This is a genomic window from Streptomyces sp. NPDC001889 (assembly GCF_053594535.1).
This window is the reverse complement of record NZ_JBSFER010000001.1, coordinates 85203-109131: the sequence shown is the minus strand read 5'-3', so window position 1 is coordinate 109131 and position 23929 is coordinate 85203. Positions and strand designations below refer to the sequence as shown.

Below are 23929 nucleotides of genomic sequence, written 5' to 3'. Positions count from 1 at the left end.
CTCCGGACGGGTCCGCCCCGGCGCCCGCCCGGTCGCCTCCCCGGCGTGCCCCCGGCCCCTACGCCGGTCTCCGCAGCACCACCAGACTCCGTCCCACCAGCCACACCCGCTCCCCGGCCGCGACCTTCGAGCCCGCGCCCGGCGGGACCCCCTCCGCGCGGGCGGTGTCCACCACCACCTGCCAGAGCCGGCCGTGGTGCACCGGCACCACGAAGTCCAGGTCCTCGGCCCCGGCGTTGAACATCAGCAGGAAGGAGTCGTCCCGGATGCGCTCCCCCCGGGGCCCCGGCTCCGAGACGGCGTGCCCGTTCAGGAACACCGTCAGCGCCCTGGCCTGCGCGGCCTGCCAGTCCCGCGGGGCCATCTCCTTCCCCTGGGGAGTGAACCAGGCGATATCGGTCAGCTCGTCGTGGGTGCCCTCCACCGGGCGCCCGTGGAAGAAGCGCCGCCGCCGGAAGACCGGGTGGTCCCGGCGCAGCCACACCATCGTCCGGGTGAACTCCAGCAGCGTCCCCTCGTCCGCGGCACCCGGCTCCGGCCACTTCACCCAGGAGATCTCGCTGTCCTGGCAGTACGCGTTGTTGTTGCCGCCCTGGGTGCGCCCGAACTCGTCGCCGTGGCTGAGCATCGGCACGCCCTGCGACAGCATCAGCGTCGCGATGAAGTTCCGCATCTGCCGGCCGCGCAGCTCCAGCACCCTGGGGTCGTCGGTCTCCCCCTCCACCCCGCAGTTCCACGACCGGTTGTGGCTCTCGCCGTCCCGGTTGCCCTCCCCGTTGGCCTCGTTGTGCTTGCCGTTGTACGCGACCAGGTCGTGCAGGGTGAAGCCGTCGTGGCAGGTGGCGAAGTTGATGGAGGCCAGGGGCCGCCGCCCGTCGTCCTGGTAGAGATCGGACGAGCCGGTCAGCCGGGAGGCGAACTCGGCGAGGGTGCGCGGCTGGCCGCGCCACAGATCCCGCACCGTGTCCCGGTACATCCCGTTCCACTCGGTCCACAGCGGCGGGAAGTTCCCCACCTGGTAGCCGCCCTCGCCCACGTCCCAGGGCTCGGCGATCAGCTTCACCTGGCTGACCACCGGGTCCTGCTGCACCAGATCGAAGAACGACGAGAGCCGGTCCACCTCGTGGAACTGCCGGGCGAGCGTCGCCGCCAGATCGAAGCGGAAACCGTCGACATGCATCTCGGTCACCCAGTACCGCAGCGAGTCCATGATCAGCTGAAGCACATGGGGGCTCCGCATCAGCAGCGAGTTCCCGGTGCCGGTGGTGTCCGTGTAGTGCCGGCGGTCCTCGGCGAGCCGGTAGTACGAGGCGTTGTCGAGGCCCCGGAAGGAGAGCGTGGGCCCCAGATGGCTGCCCTCGGCCGTGTGGTTGTAGACGACGTCGAGGATGACCTCGATGCCCGCCTGGTGCAGCGCCCGGACGGCGTGCTTGAACTCCAGCACCTGCTCGCCCCGGTCGCCCCAGGAGGCATAGGCGTTGTGCGGGGCGAAGAAGCCGATGGTGTTGTAACCCCAGTAGTTGCGCAGCCCGGCGTCCACCAGCCGGTGGTCGTCGACGAACTGATGCACCGGCATTAACTCCAGCGTGGTGACGCCCAGCTCCGTCAGATGCGAGATCACCGCCGGGTGGGCCAGTCCGGCGTAGGTTCCGCGCAGCTCCGGCGGCAGCTCCGGGTGGAGCATCGTCAGACCCTTCACATGGGCCTCGTAGATCACCGTGCGGTGGTAGTCCGTCCGGGGGGAGCGGTCGTCGCCCCAGTCGAAGTACGGATTGACGACGACCGAGGCCATCGTGTGCGGAGCGGAGTCCAGGTCATTGCGGGAGTCCGGACGGCCGAAGTGATAGCCGTAGACCGCCTCACCCCAGTCGACGCGACCGCTCATCGCACGGGCGTACGGGTCCAGGAGCAGCTTGGCGGAGTTGCACCGCTGGCCGCGCTCCGGCCGGTACGGGCCGTGGACCCGGAAGCCGTAGCGCTGACCCGGCATCACACCCGGCAGATAGGCGTGCCGGACGAAGGCGTCCGTCTCGCGCAGCTCCACCGCCGTCTCGGAGCCGTCGTCGTGCAGCAGACACAGCTCGACGCGGTGCGCGGCCTCGGAGAACACCGCGAAGTTGGTTCCGGCGCCGTCGTAGGTGGCGCCGAGGGGATACGCCTGTCCCGGCCAGACCTGCATGGAAGAACTCTTACCCTTCCGATCCGGATACGGGAGGACAGAACGACCGGATCGTTACGAACGTATCGTGGCCGCGCCCGGCAGCCGTGGATGACGCGGTCAACATCGCGTTCCATCTGTACTTCCCGGGCGACCGGCGGACCGTACCGCTATGAATCGGCTCACTCCGGCGGATCTCGCCTGGAGGAACGTATCGGCGTGGTCCGGGAGTTGGGAAACCGCCCCGGCGATCCGGCTGCACCGTGTCCCGCATGCGGAGTAGTCTTCCTTGATCGTTGGGTGGGGACGGGAAGGCGGTGCGCGGGTGAGCTCGGGAGGTCTGGAGCTACCCCCCGGTGACACGGGTCACGAGGGGGACCCCGGCGACATCCCGCCCGGTGCGGTCTCTCTCGCCAGACCGATGGAGATCGGGGCGGAGCTGGACTGGGACGCGGACGCCTGGAGCGAGGTGCGTACGCGCGCCCAGCGGGCCGGGCGCGCCTACATCTGGCTGAACCTGGTCGAGCAGCGGCTGCGCGCCGTCGTGGCCGCGGTGCTGCGCCCGATCTACGAGCCGGTGCACGGCGACGACTGGGTGGTGGCCGCCGCGGGCCCCGCCGGCCAGGAGTGGGTGCAGCGCGCGGTGGCGGTACGGGAGGTCTCCCGCCGCAAGGGGTATCTGCTGGACCCCGCCGACGACAATGTCCTCTCCTTCCTCACCCTGCCCCAGCTCCGCGAGCTGATGGTGCAGCACTGGCCCTGCTTCGAGCCGTACTTCGACGACCGGCGCGATGTGGAACTGGCGCTGGACGAGCTGGAGGTCACCCGCAACGTGGTCTCCCGCAACCGCGCCCTGAACGAGGCGGTCCTCGCCCAGGCGGAGCGCGCGTCGGCCCGGCTGCTCGACATACTCGGCAGCGGCGCGGGGGTCCCGTCCGCCGACCGGCTCCCCGTCGACGCGGTCGAGGACCTGGTGGGCGACCGGTACGCCGATGTGGTCTCCGTCCACCCCGACCGGGTGCGGCTCCAGCGGCAGCTGCCCGCCGAGGACCTCTTCGGCGGCGCCCGGCGGCTCGACGCCATCGGGATCGGGCTGAACCTCCTGGTGCAGAACTTCTCCGGCCGCCGGCTGATCCGGCTCGCCGAGTCGGGCTGCCGGGTCCGGCTGCTCTTCCTCAACCCGGCGAGCAGCGCGGTCAAGCGGCGCGAGCGGGAGATGGGTCTCAAGAAGGGCGAGCTGAGCCGCACCGTGGAGATGAACATCCTCCATATGCGGCGGGTGCGCGCCCGGCTCAGGGACCCGGGGGCCTTCGAGATCCAGGTCTTCGACGAGACCCCGCGCTTCACCGCCTATCTGGTCGACGGCGACGGGCCCGACGGCCTGGCGGTCGTCCAGACCTATCTGCGCAAGGCGCGGGGGATGGAGGCGCCGGTGCTGGTGCTGCGGGGCGGGGGCCGCTCCGTGGTCCGGGCGGGGAACGAGGGGGAGCACGGGCTCTTCCAGACCTACCGCGAGGAGTTCGAGTCGGAGTGGGCCGACTCACGGCCCGTCTCCTGAGCCGTCGCCCCGCCCCTCCCGCCCCTCCTGTCCCCTCCTTCCTTCCTCTTCCCTCCTTCCTCCGGCCGTGCCCGCACCGATGTCAGTGGCGCGTGGGAAGGTGAGGAACCGATGGGGGAAAACACCGCACAAGGAGGGCTGCACGATGGCTTGGCACGGGGAAACACTGGTCGGCTTCGACCTGGAGACGACCGGCACCGATCCGCTGGAGGCCCGGATCGTGACGGCCGCGGTCGTCCGGGTGCGGGCGGGGGAGCCGGTCGGCCGGCGGCTGTGGCTGGCGGACCCCGGGGTCCGCATCCCCGAGCAGGCCACGGCGATCCACGGCATCAGCACCGAGCGGGCCGCGGCGGAGGGCCGCCCGGCGGCGGAGGTCGCCGAGGAGATAGCCGCCGCGCTCACCGGCCACTGGGAGCGCGGCGTCCCGGTCGTCGCGTACAACGCGGCCTTCGATCTGACACTGCTCACCGCCGAACTGCACCGGCACGGGCTGCCCTCGCTCTCCGAGCGGCTGGCCGGCCGCCCGATCGGCCCGGTCGTCGATCCGTACACCATCGACCGCGCCGTCGACCGGTACCGCAAGGGCAAGCGCACCCTGGAGGCCGTCTGCGCGGAGTACGGCATCGCGCTGGAGGCCGCCCACGACGCCACGTCGGACGCGGTGGCGGCGGTGCGGGTGGCGATCGCGGTGGCCGGGCGCCACCCCTCGGTGGCCGCGCTGGACCCGGCGGAGCTGCATGAGCGTCAGATCGGGTGGTACGCCGAGTGGGCGGCGGGCTTCCAGGCGTTTCTGCGGCGGAAGGGGAACACCGAGGCCGTGGTGGACACCGCGTGGCCCACCAAGCTCCTCGCGCCGGCGGGAGCCTGAGGCACCGCGCCCCCGCTCCCGGCGGGCGCCCGGGGCCCCGGCCCCCCGGCTCGCGGCGGGCCCGCCGTCCGCCCCCTGCTCAGAAGGGGTGCCAGCGCACCTCGGGCCGGTTCTCCCGAAGGGACCGGACCCGCCGGGAGAACTCCTCCCGGGCCCGGGGGTTCGACGGCGCGTGCTGGGCCACCCAGGCACAGCTCGCGGTCTCCCGCGCACCGCGCAGGACCGCGCACCCCTCCCACTCCCGCACATCCCACCCGTACGCCTCGGTGAACGACGCGTACGCCTCGGGCGCCAGCCCGTACCGGTCGCGGGAGAGCGCCATCACCACCAGATCGTGCTCCCGCAGATCCGCCGAGAAGGTCTCCAGATCCACCAGCACGGCGCCGCCGGGTCCGACCTGGACATTGCGCGGCAGCGCGTCCCCGTGGACCGGGCCCGGGGGCAGCCGGGGCACCAGTGCGGCCGAGGCGGCGGCGAAGCCGTCCCGGCGCTCCCGGAGATAGGCCGCGTCCGCCGGATCGATCGCGTCCCCGGCGAGGCGCAGCCACCGCTCCACCCCGCCCAGCAGCTCCCGCGCGGGCAGGGCGAAGTCCGGCGCGGGCAGCGCGTGCACCAGTCGCAGCAGCCCCGCCAGGTCCGCGGGCCCGGCCGGCCGGACCGGGTCCGGCAGCCGGTGCCACCGGGTCACCGGATGGCCGTCGACCAGTTCTGCGGCGGCCCGCGCGGGCCGTACCGCGGGCACCCCGGCCTCCGCCAGCCAGACCCCGACGGCGATCTCCCGCTCGGCCCGGCCCAGCAGCTCGGCCGAGCGGCCGACCTTCACCACCGTGTCACCGGCGGCGAAGACCGCGTTCTCGCCGAGGGCCAGCAGCTCCGCGCCCGGGGAGATCCCGGCCGCCTCCAGTACCCGCCGTGCCCGTGCCTCGTCCATCGCCGCGCCCTCTCCCGCCGTGTCTCACCCGTAGGAATCCGCCAAAGTCTCCCATCCGCCCGAACGTCTCCTTGACGAACTCACGTCCCGTCAGCACGATGACGGGGGCCGCCGGGGCGGCCAGATCGGTGGAAAGCCGCCCAAAGGAGTGTCATACGTGACATCGGCGAGCGCGCCCCCTCGGCCGGAGCGGCCGGGAGGTTCCGGGGGCCCCCGTGGTGCGGGTGGGTCCAGTGAGTCCAGTGAGTCCGGCGGGTCGGGCGGGTCGGGCGGGTCGGGCGGGTCGGGCGGGTCGGGCGGGTCGGGCGGGTCGGGCAGGTCGGGCGGGTCCGGCGGGTCCGGGAAGCGCGGAAGATCCGGCAGGTCCGGGCGGGACCCCGCCCGGGGGCGGCCCGGAAAGACCCTGGACCACGGCGCCTGGTTCCTGGTCCTCCCCGCCCTGATCCCGATCCTCGTCCTCAGCGTCGCCCCGCTGCTCTACGGCATCTCCCTCGCCTTCACCGACTCCCAGTCCGGGCGCACCCAGCCCACCCAGTGGATCGGCACCCTCAACTTCCGGGACCTCGTCCACGACACCCTCTTCTGGGACTCCTTCTCCATCGGCCTGCTGTGGGCGGTCGGGGTCACCGTCCCCCAGTTCGCGCTCGCCCTCGGCCTCGCGCTGCTCCTCAACCAGAATCTGCGGCTGCGCTGGCTGGCCCGCGCGCTGGCGATCATCCCCTGGGCGATGCCCGAGGTCGTCGTCGGCATCATGTGGCGGCTGGTCTACAACCCCGACGCCGGCATCCTCAACGAGACCATCCGCGATCTGGGCCTCGGCGACGGCCGCGACTGGCTCACCGGGCTCGGCACCGCCCTCCCCGCCGTGATCGTCGTGGGTGTCTGGGCGGGCATGCCCCAGACGACGGTCGCCCTGCTGGCCGGGCTCCAGAACACCCCGCACGAACTCCACGAGGCAGCCGCGCTCGACGGCGCGGGCGCCTGGCGGCGGTTCCGCACCGTCACCTGGCCCGCGATCAGACCCGTCGCCCTCGCGATCACCGCACTCAACTTCATCTGGAACTTCAACTCCTTCGCCCTGGTGTGGGTCCTCACCGGCGGCGGCCCCGGCGGGCGCACCCGCCTCCCGATGCTCTTCGCGTACGAGGAGGCATTCCGCTACGGCCAGTTCGGCTACGCCGCCGCGATGAGCTGTGTGATGGTCGCGGTGATCTCGGTGATGCTCGCGCTCCATCTCGTGGGACGGCTCAGGGGAGGCGACGACCAGTGATCCGCACCGGACGGGCCGGGCGCGCCGGACAGTACCTCGCGCTCCTCGGCTATCTCGTCTTTCTCGCGTTCCCCTTTCTCTGGCTGATCTCCACCGCCTTCAAACCCGCCCGGGAGCTGGGTTCGCTCCACCCGACCTGGATTCCGCAGGATGCGACCCTCGCCAACTTCCGCGCGGCGTTCGAGGAGCAGCCCCTGCTCAGGGCCGCCGGAAACAGCCTGCTCAGCGCTGTCTGCGCCGCGCTGGTCTGTGTGGCGATCGCGACCCCGATGGCCTATGTCATCGCACGTCACCGCACCCGGCTCGCCACCGCCGCCACCGGCTGGGTGGTGGTCAGCCAGGCGTTCCCCTTCATTCTGGTGATCATCCCGCTCTTTCTGATCCTGAAGAATCTGGGGTTGATCAACTCCCTCGGCGGGCTGATCCTGGTCTATGTCGTCTGGGCGCTGCCCTTCGCGCTGTGGATGCTCGTCGGCTACGTCCGGGCCGTCCCGCCCGAACTGGAGGAGGCCGCCGCCGTGGACGGCGCGGGCCGGGTGCGGATACTCGTCTCGGTCGTCGCGCCACTGCTCGCGCCCGGGATCGTCGCGACCGGGCTCTTCGCCTTCATCACCGCGTGGAACGAGTTCTTCTTCGCGCTCGTCCTCCTCAAGACCCCGGAGAAACAGACCTTGCCGGTCGTGCTGACCCACTTCCTCGGCGCGGAGGGGGTCGCCGACCTCGGGCCGCTCGCCGCCGCCGCGTTTCTGGCCACCCTCCCCTCGCTGGTCATCTTCGCGGTGATCCAGCGGCGGATCACGGGTGGCATGGTGGCCGGGGCGGTGAAGGCCTGATGCGCACGCCTCGGGCCCGTACCCGCACGCGCGTCCGCTCCCTGCCGGCCGTCCTCGCCGTGCTCGCCCTGCTGCTCACCGGCTGCTCGGGCGGCGGAGGCGACGGCGAGCGGGGGGACGGGACGATCAGGCTCCGTTTCCAGTCACTGGCCTGGCAGAAGGAGTCCGTCGACGCCAACAAGGAGCTGGTACGGGAGTGGAACGCGCGCCATCCCGAGGTGCGGGTCGAATATGTGCAGGGCAGTTGGGACAGCGTCCACGACCAGCTGCTGACCTCTTTCGAGGGCGGCGAGGCCCCCGACATCATCCACGACGCCTCCGACGACCTCGCGGACTTCGCCCACGGCGGCTATCTCGCCGATCTCCGCGGGCTGCTGCCCGCCCGGCTCACCTCCGACATCCCCCGGCGGAGCTGGGAGAGCGTCACCTTCGGCGAGGGCGTCTACGGCGTCCCCTTCCTCCAGGAGCCCCGGGTCCTGATCGCCAACCGGAGGATCGTCGAGTCCTCGGGCGTACGGATTCCCACCCCGGAGCGGCCCTGGAGCTGGGGGGAGTTCCGGGAGGTTGCGAAGGTGCTGACCGCGTCGATGGGGGAGGGGAGGTACGCGGTCGCCTGGCCGCTCAAGGAGCCGGTCTCCGTCACCCTCAACCTGGGGCTCTCGGCCGGGGGCCGGCTCTTCCACCGGGGCGCCGACGGAAAGGTGACGGTCCGCTTCGAGGACGGGGACGGCGTGGTGCCGGGGACCGTCCACGACCAGGTCAACACCGATCGCACCGCCTCCCGCGGCACGCTCGGGATGGGCGGGTCGGACGCGCTGCCCGGTTTCTTCGGCGGGAAGTACGCGATGGTGCCGCTCGGGTTCGCCTACCGCCAGCAGATAGCGCAGCAGGCCCCCGAGGGGTTCGAGTGGATGGTGCTGCCGGCGCCCGCCGGCCCCGGGGGCACGGTGCAGGGGGTGAGCCCGCAGACCCTGTCGATCGCCGAGGACACCTCGTACAAGAAGGAGGCCGTCCGGTTCCTGGACTTCATGCTCCAGCCCAAGAACATGGTGCGGCTGGCCAAGGGCGACTGGATGCTGCCGACCGGGTCGGCCGCGCTCGCCGATCCCGCCCTGCGGGTGCGCGAGGACGGCTGGGCGGTGGGGGCGGCGCTGGCGCGGGGGCTGAGGCCCGCCCCGGCGCAGTCCGTGCGGGGGTATCCGGAGTGGAAGGACAAGGTGGCGACCCCGGCGTACCAGGAGTTCTACAGCGGGGCGATCGGGCGGGAGGAGCTGGCGGAGCGGCTGGTGAAGGACGGGAATCTGGTGCTGGCCAGGTATCAGAGATGAGCCGGGCGGCCGGGGAATATGAGTTGCACGATACGTATCGTCTCGTTTAGCGTGAGGGAATGAACGAACCGCAGCGCGCGCACATCGCCATGTTCTCCATCGCCGCCCCCGGGCATGTGAACCCGAGCCTGGAGGTCATCCGCGAGCTGGTGACGCGCGGCCACCGGGTCAGCTACGCGATCCCGGCGTCCTTCGCCGGGAGGGTCGCCGCGACGGGGGCGACACCCGTGGTCTACGACTCCGTCCTGCCCACCGAGGACGACCCGGACGGGTGGGGGACGGATCTGATCGACAACATCGAGCCCTTCCTCCGGGACGCGATCCAGGTGCTGCCGCAGCTCGCGGCGGCGTTCGAGGGGGACGAGCCCGATCTGGTCCTCCATGACATCACCGCCTACTCCGCGCAGGTGCTGGCCCACCGGTGGGGGGTGCCGGCCGTCTCGCTCTGGCCCAACCTCGTTCCCTGGGAGGGGTACGACGAGGAGGTGGCCCAGCCCCTGTACGCGGAGCTGAAGGCGAGCGAGCGGGGCCGGGCGTACTACGCGCGCTTCGGTGACTGGCTCACGGAGAACGGGCTGGGCGACACCCACCCCGATGATCTGCTCGCCCGGCCCCGGCGCGCGGTGGTGCTGATCCCGAGCGCCCTCCAGCCCAACGCCGACCGGGTCGACACCTCGGTCTTCACCTTTGTGGGCGCCTGCCAGGGGAAGCGGGCGGACCAGGGCCGGTGGGAGCGGCCGGCCGGGGCGGAGAAGGTGCTGCTGGTGTCGCTGGGGTCGTCCTACACCAAGCACCCCGGTTTCTACCGCGCCTGCCTGGAGGCGTTCGGGGGGCTGGCGGGGTGGCACATGGTGCTGCAGATCGGCCGGCATGTGGAGGTGGGGGAGCTGGGGGAGATCCCGGGGAATGTGGAGGTGCACGCGTGGGTGCCGCAGTTGTCGGTCCTTGAGCAGGCGGACGCGTTTGTGACGCACGCGGGGGCCGGGGGGAGCCAGGAGGGGCTGGCGACGGCCACACCGATGGTGGCGGTCCCCCAGGCGGTGGATCAGTTCGGCAACGCCGACATGCTGGTGGGGCTGGGGGTGGCGCGCCGGCTGGATTCGGCGACGGCGACTCCGGGGGAGATTCGTGAGGCGGTGCTGGGGTTGGTGGGGGATGAGGGGGTGGGGGTGAGGCTCGCGGAGGTGAGGGCGCGGATGGCGGCGGAAGGGGGTGCGCCGATGGCGGCGGCCCTCATCGAGGCGGAGCTGCCCCGCTGACGGGGTGCCCCGCGCCGGGGTGGTGTGCCTGCCTTCCCGTGGTGCGGGGTCCGTCCTCAATCGCCGGACGGGCTGACTTTCCCGCCCCCACGAGCGAACTCAGCTCCTCCGGGTGCGAAATCCAGCCCCTCCGGCGTTTGAGGAGCGGGGGTTCGGGGGCTGGCCCCCGACCGTGGCCCGCGGGATGCGGGGTCCCGTGGTGCGGGGTCCGTCCTCAAGTGCCGGACGGGCTTGGTTGGTCGGGCGGGCTGGGTTTGTGCGGGTCCCTGTGGTGCGGGGGCCGTGCTCAAGCTCTGGCAGAGCTGCCTCTGGGAGGTGCCGCCAGGACCGGCCGGGGATTGAGGCGGGGGAGGGGACGGAGGGTGGCCGGCAAGTCATGCGCCGGGAAACATCGCTGACTTATCGTTACATAACCTTGTTGTGAAAATCACAGCAGCTTGATCTGAGCGCGTCAATGAGCCAGGGTTCGAGCCAGCCCGGACGACCCCCTCCCCGGGCACCCCCCACCCCCCGCTCACGAGGAGCCCCCTCCCCATGGCAACCCACCGCCGCAAGAGCAGAATCAAGCTCACCGCCGCCCTCACCGCCATCGCCGCCACCATCGGCGGCACCGCCCTCACCGCCTCCTTCGCCGGTGCCTCCGCACCCCCCGAGGGCACCGTCCACGGCACCGGCGCCGCCGGCGCGGTCAGCGGCAGCTACATCGTCATGCTCGACGAGAAGGCGGACAAGCGCGAACTGGCCAAGGAGTACGGCGGCGAACTGCGCCGCGACTACACCTCCTCCATCAACGGCTTCTCCGCCACCGGGCTCAGCGAGACCGAGGCCAAGCGGCTCGCCGCCGACCCGGCCGTCGCCAAGGTGGTGCAGAACAAGAAGTTCTCCATCAGCGCCACCCAGACCAACCCGCCGTCCTGGGGCCTGGACCGGATAGACCAGACCGCCACCGCCGGCGACCGCGCGTACACCTACCCCGACGGCGGGGGCGCGGGAGTGACGGCGTACGTCCTGGACACCGGCGTCCGCGTCACCCACCGGGACTTCCAGGGCCGCGCGAGCAACGGCTTCGACGCCATCGACAACGACACCGTCGCGCAGGACGGCAACGGCCACGGCACCCATGTCGCCGGCACCATCGCCGGTGCGAGCCACGGGGTGGCGAAGAAGGCGCGGATCGTGGCCGTGCGGGTGCTCGACAACCGGGGCTCGGGCACCACCGAGCAGGTCGTCGCCGGTATCGACTGGGTCACCAAGAACCGCAAGGGCCCCTCGGTCGCCAATATGAGCCTCGGTGGCGGCGCGGATGTCGCCCTCGACACCGCCGTGCGCAAGGCGATCGCCTCCGGGGTCGCCTTCGGCGTCGCCGCGGGCAACGAGTCCTCCGACGCGAGCCGTGTCTCACCGGCCCGGGTCCCCGAGGCCATCACCGTCGCCTCGACCACCAGGACCGACGCCCAGTCGTCCTTCTCCAACTTCGGCCGGGCCGTCGACCTGTACGCGCCCGGCTCGGACATCACCTCCGCCTGGCACACCAGCGACACCGGTACGAGGACGATCTCCGGCACCTCGATGGCGGCCCCGCACGTGGTCGGCGTGGCGGCGCTCCATCTCGCGGCCCGCCCCGGTGCCACCCCGGCGCAGATCGCCCGGGCCCTCACCGACGGCGCCACCCCGGGCAAGGTGTCCAACTCCACCCCCGGCACCCCGAACAAGCTGCTCAAGCTCGTGAAGTAGCCGGCCGGGCGGCGTCCGTGCCCTTCCCCCACGGGGCGCGGACGCCACTCGCCCGCGGTCCCGGTCTCAGTGCCGGCGGGAGCGCCGGCGCCAGGTGAACCCGCCCGGGAGACGGACCGCGGTGGTGCGGCGGCCGTGCCGGTCCCGGGTGATGTGCGCCCGCCGGGTGCCGACGGTCCAGGACCAGCCGCGCGAGCCGATGTTCAGATGGAGCAGCTTGGGGATCACAGTGATCCGCTTGTGGTAGTGGAATGACATGAGTGGCCTCCTTCCCTCGATGGTGCGCGGGGTGCGCACCACACCCGTCACCGTACGGCCACGGCCCTGTCACACGGCCGCGCCTCCCGGGGGGTGTCAGGCGAGGACGCCCACCCTCGCGGCGGCCGGCGCGCAGGCCGCCGCCGCGTCGTAGCGTTCGAGGAGCAGCCGGGCCAGCTCCGGGGAGGGACCCAGCACTCCCGCGAGGACATCCGCCCCCCGGGCCCCCTCGGCGATCCGGTCGGGCAGCCGGCCGGGGGCGATGACATACGGCGCCACCGCCACCCGGGCACAGCCGTCCTGCCGCAGCGAACGCACCGCGTCCTCGGTCCGCGGCAGGGATGCGGAGGCGAACGCGGGCCGCACGGAGCACCAACCGGTGCGCCTCAGCTCCCGCGCCATGGCTGCGATCGCCGCGATCGCCTCCGGGTCTGTGGAGCCCGCGGCGGCCAGGACCAGCCCCGTCGAGCCCCGGTCGGACCGCCGGACCCCGGCCTCCCGCAGCCGCCGCTCCACCGCGGCGAGCAGCAGCGGCGAGGGGCCCAGCACCCGGGCCTGCCGGACCCGCAGCCCCGGCAGCCGCGCCGATGCCTCCCCCAGCACACCGGGGAGGTCCGACTTGGCGTGGAAGGCCCGGGTCAGCAGCAGCGGCAGGGCGACGACATCCGCCCGGCCGCCCCCGGCCGCCGCGAGCCGCTCCAGCGCCTCCGGCACGGACGGTGTGTCGAACTCCAGGAACGCGGTCTCCATCCGGAGCCCCGGCCGCAGCTCCCCGGCCCGGCGCACCAGGGCGTGGACGGTGGCCGCGTGCCGTGGATCACGGCTGCCGTGGGCGACGACGAGCAGGACGGGAGGGCGCATGGCACGGACTCTGTTCCGGTCGGAGGAAGGAAGGGAAGTGACGGGGGCGACAGCCCGCGCTCAGCTCTTGACCAGCAGCCCGCGCCCCCTCAGCACGGCCCGCTCCAGCGGGCTGAAGAGCAGCAGATCGATGGCGATACCCACCAGCAGGATCAGCAGGATCGCCATGAACACCCCCGGCATGTCCGAGTTGCTCCGTCCGTTCTCCAGCAACTGGCCGAGCCCCAGCCCCAGATCGGGCGAGGAGGCGATGATCTCCGCGGCCATCAGCGACCGCCAGGAGAACGCCCACCCCTGCTTGAGCCCCGCCACATAGCCGGGCAGCGCGGCCGGCAGCACGATGTGCCAGGTCCCCTTCATCCCGGTGGCGCCCATGGTGCGCCCCGCCCGCAGAAACAGCGGCGGGACCTGGTCCACCCCGGAGACCAGACCGTTGGCGATCGACGGCACCGCGCCGAGCAGGATCACCGCGTACATCATCTGGTTGTTCAGCCCGAGCCAGATCACCGCGGGCGGCACCCAGGCCACCGACGGCAGCGACTGGAGCCCCGACAGGATCGGCCCGATCGCCGCCCGGACGAACTTCACCCGGGCGACCAGCAGCCCCAGCGGCGTACCGATGGCGAGCGCCAGCAGAAAGCCGAGCAGACCGCGCGAGACGCTGGTCCACACCACTTCCAGCAGGGTGCCCTGGACCCACAGGGTGGACACGCTGTCCCACACCGCGGACGGCGCGGGCAGACTGCCCTCGTCCGTGACCTCGATCTCCACCAGGATCTGCCAGACGGCGATCACCAGCGCGACCGCCACCAGCGGCGGCAGCACCTTCTGGAGCAGCACCTGACGCAGCGGGGTGCGGTGGGACTGCACCGCGTCCAGCGCGTCGAGCCCCGCCTCCAGACCGGCGAGGTCGTCGGTCCGGCCGGCCTTGCCCGCCTTGCCGGTGGTGGTGTCAGTGCTGGCCATGTCGGCGGATCTCCCCACGCAGTTCTTCAGTGATCTCGACCGACAGCTCCGCCACGGCGGCGTCCTCGATCCGGCGCGGCTGTTCGATGCCGACCGTCCACTCCCGGGCGATCCGCCCCGGCCGGGACGACAGCAGCACCACCCGCTCCGCGAGCCGCACGGCCTCCCGGACGTTGTGCGTGACGAACAGCACCGAGAGCCGCGTCTCCCGCCAGATCCGGGTCAGCTCGTCGTGCAGCACATCCCGGGTGATGGCGTCGAGCGCCGCGAACGGCTCGTCCATCAGCAGCAGCTGGCTGTCCTGGGCGAGCGCCCTGGCCAGCGCGACCCGCTGCCGCATACCGCCGGACAGCTCGTGCACCCGCTTGCCGTGGGCCCCGCCGAGACGGACCAGGTCGAGCAGCCGCTCGGCCTCGCCCCGCCGCTCCGACTTGGCCACCCCGCGCAGCCGCAGCGCGAGTTCGATGTTCTTGCCCGCCGTCAGCCAGGGGAACAGCGCGTGCTCCTGGAACATCAGCGCGGGACGGCCCTGGGTGGTGATGGTTCCGGCGGAGGGCGCGTCGAGCCCCGCCACCAGATTGAGCAGGGTGGACTTTCCGCAGCCCGAGGCACCCAGGAGGGTGACGAACTCGCCCGGAGCGACATCGAGACTGATGTCGTCCAGGACGAGCTGCCGCCCCCCGGGACCCGCGAAGGACTTCGAGACATGCTCGATACGGGCGGCGTGCCCGGCCGTTGTACGGTCCTCGGCCTGGTCCTTGGTGAGGGTGGCCATGGTCGTCACCTCCTGGGGAACGTGGCTGCGCGGGTTACTTGACGCCGAGACCGGAGTCGGAGACCTCGGGCTTGCCGTCGGCCTTGAGGACCTCGTTCAGCCCCCTCAGGTCATAGATGCCGTTCAGGTCGGGCGCCTTGAGCAGCCCGGCCTTCACCGCGTACCCGGCCTGCGTCCGCAGGGTGGACGCCAGCGGGTCGGAGGTGAACTGGATGGACTTCCACGCCGGGTCGAGGATCTCGGCCGGGAGCGCCTTGCCGGTGAGCGCCTTCAGCTTGGCGTTCGCGGACGCCTTGGCCTTCTCCGGGTTGGTGTTGATCCAGTTGTTCGTCTTCACCGAGCCGCGCACCACGGCCTCCACCACGTCCGGGTGCTCCTTGAGGAACTTCTGCGACACGATGATGTGGGTGATGACGAACTTCTTGTCCGGCCAGAGCGTCGACTCGTCCAGGAGCACCTTGGCGCCCTGGCTCACCAGCCTCGACGCGGTCGGCTCGGGCACCCAGGCGCCGTCGATGGAGCCCGACTTGTAGGCATCCGGGGTGATCTTGTTGTCGGTGCGGACGATATTGACATCGCCCTTGCCGCTCTGGGCGTCGGTCTTCCAGCCCCGCTCGGCTATCCAGTTGAGGAAGGCGACGTCCTGGGTGTTCCCGACCTGCGGGGTGGCGATCTTCCTGCCCTTGAGATCGTCCAGCGTCTTGATCTTCTCGGGGTTGACCACCAGCTTCACTCCGCCGGAGGCGGCGCCGGCGACGACCCGCAGACTCTTGCCCTTGGACTTGGTGAACCCGTTGATGGCGGGCGAGGGGCCGATGAAGCCGATGTCGATCGAGCCCGCGTTCAGCGCCTCGATCTCGGAGGGGCCGGCGTTGAAGGTGGTGGAGGTGAGCTGGGTCCCGCCCAGCTCCTTCTGGAGGATGCCCTCCTGCTCACCGACGAGGGCGGTGGCGTGGGTGAGGTTCGGGAAGTAGCCGAGCTTCACGGTGTCCGAGGAGAGCTTCTCGCCCTTGGCGGCCGGGGCCTTCTCGTCCTCGGTGGCTTCGGAGCCGTATCCGCAGGAGGCGAGTGCTCCGATCAGAAGCGGCAGGGCGGCGGCTGCGGCAACACCGCGGCGCAGGGTGGTGCGGGTGGCTGGCACGGGAGATGGTCCCCTCGTTGGCCCCGGCTCTCACGCGTATCGGGCGTGGCCGGGAAGTCGGCAGTACGGTGTCTTCGCTTCTGGTACGGGTGGTGGGTACGGGTCATCGCGCACATCGCGTGACACCCCCGGAGCCCGCGCCGAGGGTGCCGCTCCCCACGCGGCCGCCCTCCTTCGCGAAGGTCGCGAACACATCGGTCGTCATCATCAGAAGTCCCATTCCGCGTCGTCGTCGGCCGCTGGTGCGGCCTTGGCGGTGCTCGCGAACGAGTCGCCCGCCATACCGGCCGCCAGCGTGGTGCCGTCGGCCGGGTCGATCAGAAGGAAGGAGCCGGTGCGCCGGGAGTCGGCGTACGAGTCGAGCGCCAGCGGCTCGGCGGTGCGCAGGCGCACCTGGCCGATGTCGTTGGCGACGAGCTGCCCCGGCGCCGGGTGCTGGGAGAGGTCGTCGAGGGTGAGCCGGGACGGAATGTCCTTGACGATCGCCTTGACCGTGCGGGTGGTGTGCTTCAGCAGCACCCGCTGCCCCACCGTCAGCGGCGCGTCGGCCACATGGCAGACCGTCGCCTCGATGTCCTGGGTGGTGGCGGGGGTGTCACCGCTCGGCACGATCAGATCGCCCCGGGAGACGTCGATGTCGTCCTCCAGGAGGAGCGTCACCGACTGCGGCGCCCAGGCGATGTCCACCGCCCGGCCGAGCAGATCGATCCCGCTCACCCTGGAGGTGAGCCCCGACGGCAGGACGGTCACCTGCTCGCCGACCCGGAACGCGCCGGCCGCGACCTGGCCCGCGTACCCCCGGTAGTCCGGGTGCTCGGCCGTCTGCGGACGGATGACGTACTGCACCGGCAGCCGGGCGTGGCAGGCGGTGAGGTCATGGCTGACCGGGACCGTCTCCAGGTGTTCGAGGACGGTCGGCCCGCCGTACCAGTCCATGTGCGCCGAGGGGTCCACGACATTGTCCCCGGCGAGCGCCGAGATCGGGATGGCGGCCACATCGGGGACGCCGAGTTCGGAGGCGTACGTCGTGAACTCCTCGGCGATCCGCGCGAAGACGGGCTCGGCGTACCCCACGAGGTCCATCTTGTTGACGGCGAGCACCACATGCGGCACCCGCAGCAGGGCGGCGACGGCCGCGTGGCGGCGGGTCTGCTCGACCACGCCGTTGCGGGCGTCCACCAGGACCACCGCCAGCTCGGCCGTGGAGGCGCCGGTGACCATGTTCCGGGTGTACTGCACATGGCCGGGGGTGTCGGCCAGGATGAACCGGCGCCGGGCGGTGGCGAAGTAGCGGTAGGCGACATCGATGGTGATGCCCTGCTCCCGCTCGGCCCGCAGCCCGTCGGTCAGCAGCGCCAGATCCGGCGCCTCCTGGCCCCGGGAGCGCGAGGCGCTCTCCACGGCCTCCAGCTGATCCGTCAGGATCGACTTGGAGTCGTGCAGCAGCCGCCCCACCAGCGTCGACTTGCCGTCGTCCACCGAGCCCGCCGTCGCGAACCGCAGCAGGGTGGTGGCCGAGAGATGTTCGGTGGTGGTGGTCATGGCTAGAAGTACCCCTCGCGCTTGCGGTCTTCCATCGCGGCCTCGGACATCTTGTCGTCGGCTCGGGTGGCTCCCCGCTCGGTGAGCCGGGAGGCGGCGATCTCCGCGATCACCGCGTCCAGGGTGGTGGCGTCGGAGTCCACCGCGCCCGTGCACGACATGTCGCCCACCGTCCGGTACCGGATCAACCGGGTCTGCACCGCCTCCGAGCCCTTCGGCCCGCCCCAGGCCCCGGCCGTCAGCCACATGCCCGCGCGCTGGAACACCGGCCGCTCATGGGCGAAGTAGATCTCCGGGAGTTCGATCTCCTCCCGCTCGATGTACTGCCACACATCCAGCTCGGTCCAGTTGGAGAGCGGGAACACCCGCACATGCTCGCCGGGGGCGTGCCGGCCGTTGTAGAGCTGCCACAGCTCCGGGCGCTGCCGGCGCGGGTCCCACTGCGAGAACTCGTCGCGCAGCGAGAACACCCGCTCCTTCGCCCGGGCCTTCTCCTCGTCCCGCCGTCCGCCGCCGAACACCGCGTCGAAGCGGTGCTCCCGGATCGCGTCGGTCAGCGGCACCGTCTGGAGCGGGTTGCGGGTCCCGTCGGGTCGCTCCCGCAGCGTCCCGGCGTCGATGTACTCCTGCACCAGCGCCACATGCAGCCGCAGCCCGTGGCGCGCGACCGTGCGGTCGCGGTACTCGATGACCTCGGGGAAGTTGTGCCCGGTGTCCACGTGCAGCAGCGAGAACGGCACCGGCGCCGGCGCGAAGGCCTTGAGCGCCAGATGCAGCATCACGATGGAGTCCTTGCCGCCGGAGAAGAGGATCACCGGCCGTTCGAACTCCCCCGCCACCTCGCGGAAGATGTGCACCGCCTCGGATTCGAGGGCGTCCAGATGCGACAGGGCGTAGGGAGTGTCCCCGGCCCCGGACCTCACCACCGCCGTACCGTGCGCGTCGCTCACAGCAGACCCTTCCCCGCCAGCAGCGCGTGCACAGCCGCCGCCGACTCCTCGACACTCTGATCCTGTGACTCGATCCGCAGATCGGGGGCGGCCGGAGCCTCGTAGGGGTCGTCCACGCCGGTCAGACCGGTGAGTTCGCCCGCGGCCTGCTTGGCGTACAGCCCCTTCACATCCCGCTCCGAGCACACCTCCACCGGGGTGGCGACATACACCTCCAGATAGGGCGTCGACTCGGCGGCGTGCCGCTTGCGGACGGCCTCGCGGCTGTCGGCGTAGGGCGCGATGACCGGGACGAGGACCGTGACGCCGTGGGACGCGAGCAGTTCGGCGACGAAACCGATGCGCTGGACGTTGGTGTGCCGGTCCGCGCGGCCGAAGCCGAGGCCCGCCGAGAGGAACTCGCGGATCTCGTCGCCGTCGAGCACCTCGGTGCGGTGTCCCTCGGCGCGCAGCCGCTCGGCGAGGGCGAGGGCGATGGTGGTCTTGCCCGCGCTCGGCAGCCCGGTGAGCCAGATGGTGGCCCCAGTCACGTCTTTCTCCTGCCCCTGGGTGGTCTTCGGGTCCTGATCGGTCATCCGTGCAGCCCGCATTCCGTCTTGCCCCGGCCGGCCCAGCGGCCGGCGCGCGCGTCCTCGCCCTCCAGCACCCGGCGGGTGCAGGGCGCGCATCCCACGGAGGCGTAGCCGTCCATCAGAAGCGGGTTGGTGAGCACGCCGTGCTCGGCCGCGTAGCCGTCCACGTCCTCCTGGGTCCAGCGGGCGATGGGCGCGACCTTGACCTTCTGGCGCCGCTCGTCCCAGCCGACGACAGGGGTGCCGGCCCGGGTCGGGGACTCGTCGCGGCGCAGCCCGGTCGCCCAGGCGTCGTACCCGGCGAGCCCCTCCTCCAGCGGCTTGACCTTCCGCAGGGAGCAGCACAGGTCCGGGTCGCGGTCGTGCAGCCGGGGCCCGTACTGGGCGTCCTGCTCGGCCACGCTCTGCCGGGGCGTGAGCGTGATCAGCGAGACGTCCATCACCGCCTCGACCGCGTCCCGGGTGCCGATGGTCTCGGGGAAGTGGTAACCGGTGTCGAGGAAGACGACATCGACGCCGGGGAAGGCGCGGGACGCGAGATGCGCCACCACCGCGTCCTCCATGGAGGAGGTGACACAGAACCGGGGGCCAAACGTTTCCGCCGCCCAGGTGAGCACCGTGAGCGCGTCCGCCTCCTCCAGCTCCCGCCCGGCCCGCTCGGCGAGCCCTCGCAGATCACTGGTCCGAAGTGCCGTCATATCCCGTCGCCTCCACCGTCGTTGCGCTGAAATCCACGGGCCAGCAGCCCGAGGTACTTCAGCTGGAAGGCGCGGTTGCACCCCGCGCATTCCCACGCGCCGTGGCCCTGCTCGCTGGGGCGCAGGTCCTCGTCCGAGCAGTAGGGGCAGTAGAAGGGGGCCGCCCGCTCGCTCATGAGAGGGCCTCCTCGGAGGCGCGGGCCGCCCAGGCGGCGAAGCGCTCGCCGTCCTCGCGCTGCTCCTGGAAGCGGCGCACCACCCGCTCGACGTAGTCGGGGAGTTCGTCGGCCGAGACCTTGAGCCCGCGGACCTTCCGGCCGAATCCGGCCTCCAGCCCGAGCGCGCCGCCCAGGTGGACCTGGTAGCCCTCGACCTGGTTGCCGTCGTCGTCCAGGACCAGCTGCCCCTTGAGACCGATGTCCGCCACCTGGATACGGGCGCAGGCGTTGGGGCAGCCGTTGAGGTTGATGGTGATCGGCTGGTCGAACTCGGGCAGCCGGCGCTCCAGTTCGTCGATGAGCGAGGCGCCGCGCGCCTTGGTCTCGACGATGGCCAGCTTGCAGAACTCGATCCCGGTGCAGGCCATGGTGCCGCGCCGGAAGGGGGAGGGCTTGACCCGCAGGTCCAGCGCCTCCAGACCGGCCACCACGGAGTCGACCTGGTCCTCCGCGATGTCCAGGACGATCATCTTCTGTTCGGCGGTGGTGCGCACCCGGCCCGAGCCGTGCGCCTCGGCCAGCGCGGCGATCTTGGTGAGGATGGTGCCGTCGACCCGCCCGACCCTCGGCGCGAACCCGACGTAGAACCGTCCGTCCCGCTGCCGGTGGACGCCGACATGGTCACGCCACTGCTGTACGGGCTGGTCGGGCGCGGGCCCGTCGGCCAGCTTCCGCAGCAGATACTGCTCCTCCAGGATCTGGCGGAACTTCTCCGGGCCCCAGTCGGCGACGAGGAACTTCAGCCGGGCGCGGTTGCGCAGCCGGCGGTAGCCGTAGTCGCGGAAGATCGAGATGACGCCCTGGTAGACATCGGGGACCTCGTCCAGCGACACCCAGGTGCCCAGACGCACACCGATCTTGGGGTTGGTGGAGAGCCCGCCGCCGACCCAGACATCGAAACCGGGGCCCAGTTCGGGGTGGTTGACGCCGACGAACGCGATGTCGTTGATCTCGTGCGCCACATCGAGCAGCGGGGAGCCGGAGATCGCGGACTTGAACTTGCGCGGCAGGTTGGAGAAGTCCTTGTTGCCCACGATCCGGCGGTAGATCTCGTCGATCGCGGGGGTGCCGTCGATGATCTCGTCTTCGGCGATCCCGGCGACGGGGGAGCCGAGGATCACCCGGGGGGTGTCGCCGCAGGCCTCGGTGGTGGAGAGGCCCACCGCCTCCAGCCGGCGCCAGATCTCCGGGACGTCCTCGATGCGAATCCAGTGGTACTGCACGTTCTGCCGGTCGGTGATGTCGGCGGTGCCGCGCGCGAACTCCTGGGAGATCTCGCCGATGACCCGCAGCTGAGCGGTGGTCAGCCGGCCGCCGTCGATGCGGACCCGGAGCATGAAGTACTTGTCGTCCAGCTCCTCCGGGTCGAGGATCGCGGTCTTGCCGCCGTCGATCCCGGGCTTGCGCTGGGTGTAGAGACCCCACCAGCGCATCCGTCCGCGCAGATCGGCGCCGTCGATGGAGTCGAATCCCTGGCGGGAGTAGATCGTCTCAATGCGTGTCCGCACATTGAGACCGTCGTCGTCCTTCTTGGTCTGCTCATTGGCATTGAGGGGCGTCATGTGGCCAACGGCCCACTGGCCCTCGCCGCGGTGGCGTCCAGCTCGGCGGCGGGGCGCGGCGGGGGCGGGCTTTTCCGGGGTGGCGGGCATGGCGATATGTCCTTCGATGCTGCAGGAGGGCGGCTCTGAGCTGCACACTCGCGGGGAGGCGCGACGGTGCGCAGGGTGGCGATTTCGGTGATCGTCGAGGCGGCTCAGACGGGAGACGGCTAAGACTGCGAAGCGGGGCAGGCTGCGGGGAACGCCGGGAGTTCAGGGAGACATCGGGAAGAGGCCCGACTGCGCTGAGCTGTCAGCAGGCGGGACAGATGGCACTGCACATGCGGCCGAGATCGACGTGCCGCCGACTCACCAAGGCAATTCCAGCTTCAGACATGACGGAAGCGTGTCATGGCGATCGGACGACAGTCCACCATTATCCGCATGGTGGACAGAGATGTCCCGTATCGCGAGACACTGTGTGGTCGGTCACTAGCCGGCCGCGTTCCGGTTGCCCGGAGCGCGGCCGGCCCGGCGCTCAGGAGGCGGCGGGGTGCGCACCAGGCCAGGGGCCGGGCGTGGGGGTGTCCGGCTCGTCCGCCACCGTGGTGTCGAAGAGGCGGAAGCCGCGCCGCAGATAGTTGTCCATCGCGTGCGGCCCGTCCTTGGAGCAGGTGTGCAGCCAGACCCGCTCGGTCGGGGCGATTTCCGGCCAGCGCTCCGCCAGATCCCAGGCCCTGGCCACCGCGTACGACAGCAGATGGCCCCCGATCCGCCGGCCCCGGAACGCCGCGATCAGCCCGAAGTAGACGATCTCCACCGAGCCGCCGTCCTGCGCCTGGAGCTCCGCGTACCCCGCCGGAGTCCCCTTCTCGTACGCCACCCAGGTCTCGGTGCCCGGCCTGCCGAGCACCTCCTCCCACTCCGGATGCGTCAGCGCCAGCCGGTCCGACCACTGGACGTCCCCGCCGACCGCCGTGTAGAGGAACCGGCTGAACTCGGGCGAGGGCACCTCGGCCCGGACGATCCGTACATCCCCGGGGGCCGCGGCTGAGGGCCGCAGCTCGGCGGGGGAGGTCTGCTCCAGGGACCACGTGGTCACGGCGATGTTCATACAGGTCAGGGAAGCACGCCGGGCCGCCCGGGCCACAGCCGGGGGATCACTTCCACCTCCACCCCGTCCGCGAACCGGTACGGGCGGCTGGCCAGCACCTGCGCCAGGTGCCGCCGCAGCCGGGACATCTCCGCGCGCACCGTGACCGTGCGGGTCGGATCGGCGAACAGATCCCGGGCCAGCTCGGCCGCGCTCCGCCCCTCCGGGTGCCGCGCCAGCGCGCCGAGCAGCTGGGCGTGGCGCGGACTCAGCTCCTGGGTCCAGCTCCCCGCCTCGCCGCGGACCGTCACCGACGCGAGCCGCGGGCGGCTCAGATCCAGCACCACCCGGGCGCCGGACCCCGCGGGCCGCCCCTCCTCCACCACCCGTACCAGCCAGCCGCCCGGCACCGGCTCCACCACGCACATCCCCAGCGACGGCAGCCACAGCGGCCCGCCCGGGGGCGACTTCGGCAGCGGCAGCCGCTCCGGCGGCGGCATCCCGATCACCGCCGCCGGCCATCCGTCGGCGTCCACCACCAGCGCCCGCCCGGTCAGCCGGGCCAGCAGCGGCCCCGCCACGCAGCGCAGCCGCTCCAGCGCGCGGAAGTGCTGCCTCCGCAGCTCCGCCTCGGTGAGCCGGGCCACCGACGTGACCAGGGCGAGGGTGGCCGGATGGAGGGTGGAGAGCGCGCCGCTGACATTGATCACCCCGATCAGCCGGCCGTCCCGGGGGTCGGTCACCGGCGCGCCCGAACAGGTCCAGCTGTGGTGCGCGGAGAGGAAGTGCTCGGCCGCGTGCACATGCAGCGGGCGCCCGGTGACCAGCGGGGTGCCCACCGCGTTGGTGCCGATGGACTCCTCGGTGAGATCGGCCCCCAGGACGAACCCGTGCGCGTCGGCCCTGCGCAGCACCGCCGCCTTCCCCTCGCGCCACAGCAGCCGCCCCTCGCTGTCGGCGACGACCACCACGTGCTGCGCGGCCTCGGCGATCGACACCAGGCCGTCCCTCGGCACCCGGAGCACCTCGCCCAGCGGTGAGCCGGAGCGGCGCCGCTCGACCTCGTCGAGGGGGAGCGGCGCCGCCGGGCGCTCCCGCTCGGGATCGACCCCGAGCCGCACCAGCCGCTGCCAGGACTCCCCGATCTCGGCCCGTGGCCCCACCGGGGGTCTGCGCCCGCCGAGCGTCGCCTCCCGCACCTTCTTGAGCAGTCCGGTGGACTCCGCCGTGTCCATGGCGGCGAGGGTGGCCAGGTCGATCGGTCTGGTCTGCACGCGGGGGTCCTCCTGCGCGGTGGTACGGGTGGTGCGGTACCGCACCGACACGGCTGCAACCCTCTGCAACCCTCGCGAATCGGTTCGCGGTGTCCGAAAGT

22 protein-coding genes are annotated in these 23929 nt (G+C 71.8%); 7 read left to right on the top strand and 15 right to left on the bottom strand.

The genetic code is table 11. The features are described 5' to 3' along the window. Positions 1 to 58: 58 nt before the first annotated feature. Complete coding sequence (glgX, locus tag ACWCRA_RS00425; RefSeq protein WP_351545721.1) at positions 59 to 2179, bottom strand: glycogen debranching protein GlgX; 2121 nt, start codon at positions 2177 to 2179, stop codon at positions 59 to 61. Positions 2180 to 2483: 304 nt separating this feature from the next. Here glgX and ACWCRA_RS00420 point away from each other — a divergent pair, with 304 nt between their 5' ends. Both ACWCRA_RS00420 and ACWCRA_RS00415 read left to right on the top strand, forming a co-directional pair. Beyond that, complete coding sequence (locus ACWCRA_RS00420) at positions 2484 to 3716, top strand: SAV2148 family HEPN domain-containing protein (RefSeq protein WP_351545718.1); 1233 nt, start codon at positions 2484 to 2486, stop codon at positions 3714 to 3716. 145 nt (positions 3717 to 3861) lie between these two features. After that, complete coding sequence (locus ACWCRA_RS00415; RefSeq protein ID WP_451066417.1) at positions 3862 to 4584, top strand: exonuclease domain-containing protein; 723 nt, start codon at positions 3862 to 3864, stop codon at positions 4582 to 4584. Between the two features lie 79 nt (positions 4585 to 4663). On the opposite strand, the gene ACWCRA_RS00410 is transcribed toward ACWCRA_RS00415, so the two are convergent. Further along, complete coding sequence (locus tag ACWCRA_RS00410) at positions 4664 to 5515, bottom strand: phosphotransferase (protein WP_451066416.1); 852 nt, start codon at positions 5513 to 5515, stop codon at positions 4664 to 4666. A 403-nt stretch (positions 5516 to 5918) separates the two neighbouring features. On the opposite strand from ACWCRA_RS00410, the gene ACWCRA_RS00405 reads away from it, so the two are divergent. The 5 genes from ACWCRA_RS00405 to ACWCRA_RS00385 all read left to right on the top strand — a co-directional run bounded on the left by ACWCRA_RS00405 (position 5919) and on the right by ACWCRA_RS00385 (position 11939). Beyond that, positions 5919 to 6785, top strand: coding sequence for a carbohydrate ABC transporter permease (locus tag ACWCRA_RS00405; protein WP_351545858.1), 867 nt, complete (start codon positions 5919 to 5921; stop codon positions 6783 to 6785). Next, a complete protein-coding gene (locus ACWCRA_RS00400) occupies positions 6785 to 7618 on the top strand; it encodes a carbohydrate ABC transporter permease (RefSeq protein WP_351545855.1) in 834 nt (277 codons plus the stop codon). The genes ACWCRA_RS00405 and ACWCRA_RS00400 overlap by 1 nt, the downstream gene beginning before the upstream one ends. After that, positions 7618 to 8946 (top strand): ABC transporter substrate-binding protein, encoded by a 1329-nt coding sequence (locus ACWCRA_RS00395; protein WP_451066415.1) that lies wholly within the window; start codon positions 7618 to 7620, stop codon positions 8944 to 8946. Before ACWCRA_RS00400 ends, ACWCRA_RS00395 begins: the two co-directional genes overlap by 1 nt. 59 nt (positions 8947 to 9005) lie before the next feature. Next, positions 9006 to 10205, top strand: a complete 1200-nt coding sequence (gene mgt, locus ACWCRA_RS00390; RefSeq protein ID WP_451066414.1) for a macrolide-inactivating glycosyltransferase — start codon at positions 9006 to 9008, stop codon at positions 10203 to 10205. A 534-nt stretch (positions 10206 to 10739) separates the two neighbouring features. After that, positions 10740 to 11939, top strand: coding sequence for a S8 family serine peptidase (locus tag ACWCRA_RS00385; RefSeq protein ID WP_451066413.1), 1200 nt, complete (start codon positions 10740 to 10742; stop codon positions 11937 to 11939). A 66-nt stretch (positions 11940 to 12005) separates the two neighbouring features. Here the strand turns inward: ACWCRA_RS00385 and ACWCRA_RS00380 are convergent, their stop codons facing one another. The 13 genes from ACWCRA_RS00380 to ACWCRA_RS00320 all read right to left on the bottom strand — a co-directional run bounded on the left by ACWCRA_RS00380 (position 12006) and on the right by ACWCRA_RS00320 (position 23828). After that, positions 12006 to 12197, bottom strand: coding sequence for a DUF4236 domain-containing protein (locus tag ACWCRA_RS00380; RefSeq protein WP_351545701.1), 192 nt, complete (start codon positions 12195 to 12197; stop codon positions 12006 to 12008). Between the two features lie 96 nt (positions 12198 to 12293). Further along, entirely contained in the window at positions 12294 to 13058 is a 765-nt protein-coding gene (locus tag ACWCRA_RS00375; RefSeq protein WP_451066412.1) for a sirohydrochlorin chelatase, read from the bottom strand. 60 nt (positions 13059 to 13118) lie between these two features. Continuing rightward, positions 13119 to 14024, bottom strand: coding sequence for an ABC transporter permease (locus ACWCRA_RS00370; RefSeq protein ID WP_451066411.1), 906 nt, complete (start codon positions 14022 to 14024; stop codon positions 13119 to 13121). Beyond that, positions 14011 to 14799 (bottom strand): ABC transporter ATP-binding protein, encoded by a 789-nt coding sequence (locus ACWCRA_RS00365; protein WP_351545694.1) that lies wholly within the window; start codon positions 14797 to 14799, stop codon positions 14011 to 14013. Before ACWCRA_RS00365 ends, ACWCRA_RS00370 begins: the two co-directional genes overlap by 14 nt. A 34-nt stretch (positions 14800 to 14833) precedes the next feature. Further along, positions 14834 to 15940 carry an ABC transporter substrate-binding protein gene (locus ACWCRA_RS00360; RefSeq protein ID WP_351545692.1) on the bottom strand — a complete coding sequence of 369 codons (1107 nt, stop codon included), beginning with the start codon at positions 15938 to 15940 and terminating at the stop codon, positions 14834 to 14836. 207 nt (positions 15941 to 16147) lie between these two features. After that, positions 16148 to 17482 (bottom strand): sulfate adenylyltransferase subunit 1, encoded by a 1335-nt coding sequence (locus tag ACWCRA_RS00355; protein WP_351545689.1) that lies wholly within the window; start codon positions 17480 to 17482, stop codon positions 16148 to 16150. A gap of 2 nt (positions 17483 to 17484) precedes the next feature. Then, the gene (cysD, locus tag ACWCRA_RS00350) at positions 17485 to 18408 is read right to left on the bottom strand and encodes a sulfate adenylyltransferase subunit CysD (RefSeq protein ID WP_451066609.1); all 924 of its coding nucleotides are present in this window, start codon (positions 18406 to 18408) and stop codon (positions 17485 to 17487) included. Between the two features lie 20 nt (positions 18409 to 18428). Beyond that, positions 18429 to 19022: an adenylyl-sulfate kinase gene (gene cysC / locus ACWCRA_RS00345; protein ID WP_351545683.1), complete on the bottom strand. Its 594-nt coding sequence runs from the start codon at positions 19020 to 19022 to the stop codon at positions 18429 to 18431. Beyond that, positions 19004 to 19702, bottom strand: coding sequence for a phosphoadenylyl-sulfate reductase (locus ACWCRA_RS00340; RefSeq protein ID WP_351545680.1), 699 nt, complete (start codon positions 19700 to 19702; stop codon positions 19004 to 19006). Before ACWCRA_RS00340 ends, cysC begins: the two co-directional genes overlap by 19 nt. Then, on the bottom strand, positions 19699 to 19878 hold the full coding sequence (locus tag ACWCRA_RS00335) for a hypothetical protein (RefSeq protein WP_351545677.1): 180 nt from the start codon (positions 19876 to 19878) through the stop codon (positions 19699 to 19701). The genes ACWCRA_RS00340 and ACWCRA_RS00335 overlap by 4 nt, the downstream gene beginning before the upstream one ends. Continuing rightward, entirely contained in the window at positions 19875 to 21572 is a 1698-nt protein-coding gene (locus ACWCRA_RS00330; protein WP_351545674.1) for a nitrite/sulfite reductase, read from the bottom strand. Before ACWCRA_RS00330 ends, ACWCRA_RS00335 begins: the two co-directional genes overlap by 4 nt. A gap of 427 nt (positions 21573 to 21999) precedes the next feature. Continuing rightward, positions 22000 to 22575: a GNAT family N-acetyltransferase gene (locus tag ACWCRA_RS00325; protein ID WP_351545671.1), complete on the bottom strand. Its 576-nt coding sequence runs from the start codon at positions 22573 to 22575 to the stop codon at positions 22000 to 22002. Positions 22576 to 22580: 5 nt separating this feature from the next. Beyond that, a complete protein-coding gene (locus tag ACWCRA_RS00320) occupies positions 22581 to 23828 on the bottom strand; it encodes a GAF domain-containing protein (protein ID WP_351545668.1) in 1248 nt (415 codons plus the stop codon). Between the last annotated feature and the right edge of the window lie 101 nt (positions 23829 to 23929).

Coding starts and splice junctions, on each gene's coding strand:
- glgX (WP_351545721.1), bottom strand. CDS start 2,179: ATGCAGGTCTGGCCGGGACAGGCGTATCCCCTCGGCGCCACCTACGAC.
- ACWCRA_RS00415 (WP_451066417.1), top strand. CDS start 3,862: ATGGCTTGGCACGGGGAAACACTGGTCGGCTTCGACCTGGAGACGACC.
- ACWCRA_RS00410 (WP_451066416.1), bottom strand. CDS start 5,515: ATGGACGAGGCACGGGCACGGCGGGTACTGGAGGCGGCCGGGATCTCC.
- ACWCRA_RS00395 (WP_451066415.1), top strand. CDS start 7,618: ATGCGCACGCCTCGGGCCCGTACCCGCACGCGCGTCCGCTCCCTGCCG.
- mgt (WP_451066414.1), top strand. CDS start 9,006: ATGAACGAACCGCAGCGCGCGCACATCGCCATGTTCTCCATCGCCGCC.
- ACWCRA_RS00385 (WP_451066413.1), top strand. CDS start 10,740: ATGGCAACCCACCGCCGCAAGAGCAGAATCAAGCTCACCGCCGCCCTC.
- ACWCRA_RS00380 (WP_351545701.1), bottom strand. CDS start 12,197: ATGTCATTCCACTACCACAAGCGGATCACTGTGATCCCCAAGCTGCTC.
- ACWCRA_RS00375 (WP_451066412.1), bottom strand. CDS start 13,058: ATGCGCCCTCCCGTCCTGCTCGTCGTCGCCCACGGCAGCCGTGATCCA.
- ACWCRA_RS00370 (WP_451066411.1), bottom strand. CDS start 14,024: ATGGCCAGCACTGACACCACCACCGGCAAGGCGGGCAAGGCCGGCCGG.
- ACWCRA_RS00365 (WP_351545694.1), bottom strand. CDS start 14,799: ATGGCCACCCTCACCAAGGACCAGGCCGAGGACCGTACAACGGCCGGG.
- ACWCRA_RS00355 (WP_351545689.1), bottom strand. CDS start 17,482: ATGACCACCACCACCGAACATCTCTCGGCCACCACCCTGCTGCGGTTC.
- cysC (WP_351545683.1), bottom strand. CDS start 19,022: ATGCGGGCTGCACGGATGACCGATCAGGACCCGAAGACCACCCAGGGG.
- ACWCRA_RS00340 (WP_351545680.1), bottom strand. CDS start 19,702: ATGACGGCACTTCGGACCAGTGATCTGCGAGGGCTCGCCGAGCGGGCC.
- ACWCRA_RS00335 (WP_351545677.1), bottom strand. CDS start 19,878: ATGAGCGAGCGGGCGGCCCCCTTCTACTGCCCCTACTGCTCGGACGAG.
- ACWCRA_RS00330 (WP_351545674.1), bottom strand. CDS start 21,572: ATGCCCGCCACCCCGGAAAAGCCCGCCCCCGCCGCGCCCCGCCGCCGA.
- ACWCRA_RS00325 (WP_351545671.1), bottom strand. CDS start 22,575: ATGAACATCGCCGTGACCACGTGGTCCCTGGAGCAGACCTCCCCCGCC.